This window comes from Myxococcales bacterium (assembly GCA_012517325.1).
GTDB lineage: Bacteria > Lernaellota > Lernaellaia > Lernaellales > Lernaellaceae > JAAYVF01.
Genome location: JAAYVF010000082.1, coordinates 1 through 3,643 on the forward strand (window position 1 = coordinate 1; position 3,643 = coordinate 3,643).

General features: G+C 58.7%; 2 protein-coding genes and 1 rRNA gene. All 3 read left to right on the forward strand.

Annotated elements, in window-relative coordinates:
• Positions 1-336: 336 nt before the first annotated feature.
• Positions 337-774, forward strand: a complete 438-nt coding sequence (locus GX444_14045; GenBank protein ID NLH49703.1) for a hypothetical protein — start codon at positions 337-339, stop codon at positions 772-774.
• On the forward strand, positions 775-2,214 hold the full coding sequence (cls, locus tag GX444_14050) for a cardiolipin synthase (protein ID NLH49704.1): 1,440 nt from the start codon (positions 775-777) through the stop codon (positions 2,212-2,214).
• A 534-nt stretch (positions 2,215-2,748) separates the two neighbouring features.
• Positions 2,749-3,643 (forward strand): 16S ribosomal RNA (locus GX444_14055); the annotation flags it as partial.

The window sequence follows — 3,643 nt, forward strand, 5'->3', positions numbered from 1 at the left end:
AAAGCCCGATGCAAAACGGAAAATCGAAAGGGAACAACCAACTGGACGTGGGTCTATCAGGCCTCGGCTCCGAACTCTACGTAACCAAGGGGACATTTTTGCTGCACAGTTGAGGGGACATATTGCCTAAGTATAAACAGCCAGCAACGAAAGGCAGGCCCCGCGGCCTGCCTTTTTTTCTTGGGCCGAGGCAATTGTTACCAGCTCGATACGACGTGGGCATGGACGCCCCCTTGCCGGACGAGTAGGCGGGACTTTCATTTGGCGGGAAATGTCTTCGCCGGATTGCATGCGCGCCGCAAACAAGGCAATTTGGAACGAGCATCCGAGGAGATCATGACGAATCAATCGTTCGACTTTTTTCTGGCCGGCGTGATCCAAGGCTCGCATGCCGAGCAGGCCGTGCATTCGCAGGACTACCGCGAGGAAATCAAGGCGATCCTGGCGCGGCACGCGCCGGGCCGGACCGTGTTTTGTCCGGTCGAGCAGCATCGCACCTCGATCCGATATACGGATGATGAGGCGCGCGCGGTATTTTTCGGGCACTTGGAGGTCTTGCGGCGCTGCCGGGTGATGGTCGCCTATCTGCCGGTCGCCTCGATGGGGACGGCGATCGAGATGGAAGTCGCCCGGCAGGCGGACATCCCGATCGTTTCGATCACCCCGTTGGCGATCAATTGGGTGGTGCGGCTGTTTTCGTTGGCGGTGCTGCCGGACCTGCCGTCGTTCGCGGACTGGCTGACGCCGGAAAATCTAAACCGACTGGGTGTGTAATTGGCGATCTGGGAATTGAAGTGGGAATGGCTGTTGGCGGAAATCCTCGGCCTGGCCGGGGCGCTGCTGGTGGTCTTCCTGCTGATCCGTCTGATCCGCGAACATCGCTCGCCGACCAGCACCATGGCCTGGGGCATCGCGATCCTTCTGCTGCCGTACGTCGGCGTTCCCCTTTACCTCTTGTTCGGCGGCCGCAAGGTCCGCCGCCACCGGCGATTGAAAGGCCAATTGTTTCCCGCCAGCGATACGCGCGGCGACGCCGATCTACCGGCCCCCGCGGCGCGGCTGGAAATCGTCGAGACGGTCCGCGTGTTGGAAGGCGCCGGTTATCCCGCCGTGAAAGCCGACAACCACCTGGAGTTTATCGCCAGCGGCGAAAGGGCTTACGCCCGTCTGATGGAAATGGTCGCGGCGGCCAAAGTCGACATCGCGGTGACGGTGTTCATTCTCGGCCATCACCATGTCGGGCGCTCGTTCGTGGAACTGCTGACGAAAAAAGCCCGGGAGGGAGTGAAGGTCCGGCTGCTTCTGGACGCCGTCGGCAGCTTCCGGACGCGATGGGGCTTCGTCGCGCCGCTGCGCCAGGCCGGCGGCCGCGTGGGCGTGTTCATGCCGATCCTGCCGATTGGCCGCAAATGGTCCACTCATCTGCGGACGCACCGCAAGCTCGTGGCGGTGGACGGGCGTACGGCGATGATCGGCGGGATGAACATCAGCCACGAATACATGGGACCGGCGCCGGACCCCAAGCGCTGGACCGATGCCTGCGCGATCGTCAGCGGTCCGGTGGTCGACGACCTGCTCGGCATTTTCGCCGTCGACTGGCATTTCGCCACTGGCGAGGATTGGGAACCGTCGCCCCGGGATTGGTCGGCCGCGCCGCGCCCCGGCGACACACTGATGCAGGTGGTCGCCAGCGGGCCCGACGCCGACGCGATGCCGCTGCACGACGCGGTGCTGATCTCGATGCTGCGCGCCAAGCGCCGGGTGTGGATCGTCTCGCCGTATTTCATTCCGGACGACAGCTTGCTGCGCACCTTGATGCTGCTGGGCCGGATGGGTCGCGACGTGCGCCTGATCGTGCCGCGCCGCTCCAATCACTTCATCGCCGATCTGGCGCGCGGCGCGTTTTTCCGCGATCTGATGGGCTCGTCGGTGAAGTTGTTCGCCTACCGCAAAGGGATGTTGCACACCAAGCTGCTGGTGATCGACGACGAGATCGCCATGGTCGGTTCGGCGAACATGGACATCCGCAGCCTCTATCTGGATTATGAATTGGGCGTGTTGGTTTACTCCGCGAAGGAAGTGCAGGTGATCGCCGACGTGATCCGCGATTACCAGCAGGATGCCGATCGACTGACGTGGGAGAAGGGGATCCGCAAGAACTTCGCGACCGAGATGGCCGAGGATGTTTGCCGTTTGTTCGCCCCGATTTTGTAATCGCGCCGCAATACCGCCGGAAGATGCTTGCCAGCCTTACCGCCGATGATTAATTTGGGGCCGAGAAGGTTTCTGGAACACATGGCCGGACGCCGAAAGGCGGCCTCGGCTTTTTCGCGACTCGGTTTTTAATCGCGGAATGACGGCGCTTTTGCCATCAGAGTGACCCCCTCAAAGCCACTTTTGGGGTGATCTGGGGAGTGGCCGGAGTGACCTTGTGACCTGTAAGTGTTTGATAAAAAAGGGGAAGAAAAAAAAGAAAAAGGCGGTAAAAAAAGTGTTGACTTGAGTAGGCCGTTATAGTAAAACCCGCCGCCTGTTGAGATGGTTCAGGGAATGAGCGAAGCGGAAACGCTGATTTCGTTCTTGACAAACTGACTCCGTTTTGGCATACTGAAATTTCCCGTCTGGGGAATGTTTCAACTAAGCCTGGTCTTTGAAAACCGAATAGCGAGCCTATGTGACATCAAGTCAAATGCGCGGGATCATGTACCGAAAAACATGAAGTTTACAAGGACCTTATCCTTGTCAATTTTAAACTGGAGAGTTTGATCCTGGCTCAGAACGAACGCTTGCGGCGTGCTTAACACATGCAAGTCGAACGAGAAAACCCTTTCGGGGGTGAGTAAAGTGGCGCACGGGTGAGTAACACGTAGGTAACGTACCTTCGGGTTCGGGATAACACTTCGAAAGGAGTGCTAATACCGGATAAGACCACGGGCCCCTCGGGACCTGAGGAAAAAGGTGGCCTCTCAGCGAAGCTGCCGCCTGAAGATCGGCCTGCGTACCATTAGCTAGTTGGTAGGGTAATGGCCTACCAAGGCTACGATGGTTAGCTGGTCTGAGAGGATGATCAGCCACACTGGAACTGGAACACGGTCCAGACTCCCACGGGAGGCAGCAGTGGGGAATATTGCGCAATGGGGGAAACCCTGACGCAGCAACGCCGCGTGGGTGAAGAAGGCCTTCGGGTTGTAAAGCCCTGTCAGGAGGGAAGAACGGATTGTGAGTGAATAGCTCACAGCCTTGACGGTACCTCCAGAGGAAGCGCCGGCTAACTCCGTGCCAGCAGCCGCGGTAATACGGAGGGCGCAAGCGTTGTTCGGAATTATTGGGCGTAAAGCGCGTGTAGGCGGTCCGGAAAGTTGGGTGTGAAATCCCTTGGCTCAACCGAGGAATTGCATTCAAAACTACCGGACTTGAGTGCGGGAGAGGGAAGTGGAACTCCTAGTGTAGAGGTGAAATTCGTAGATATTAGGAGGAACACCTGTGGCGAAGGCGGCTTCCTGGACCGACACTGACGCTGAGACGCGAAAGCGTGGGGAGCAAACAGGATTAGATACCCTGGTAGTCCACGCCGTAAACGATGAGTACTAGGTGTTGGGGGTGTTGACCCCCCCAGTGCCGACGCTAACGCATTAAGTACTCC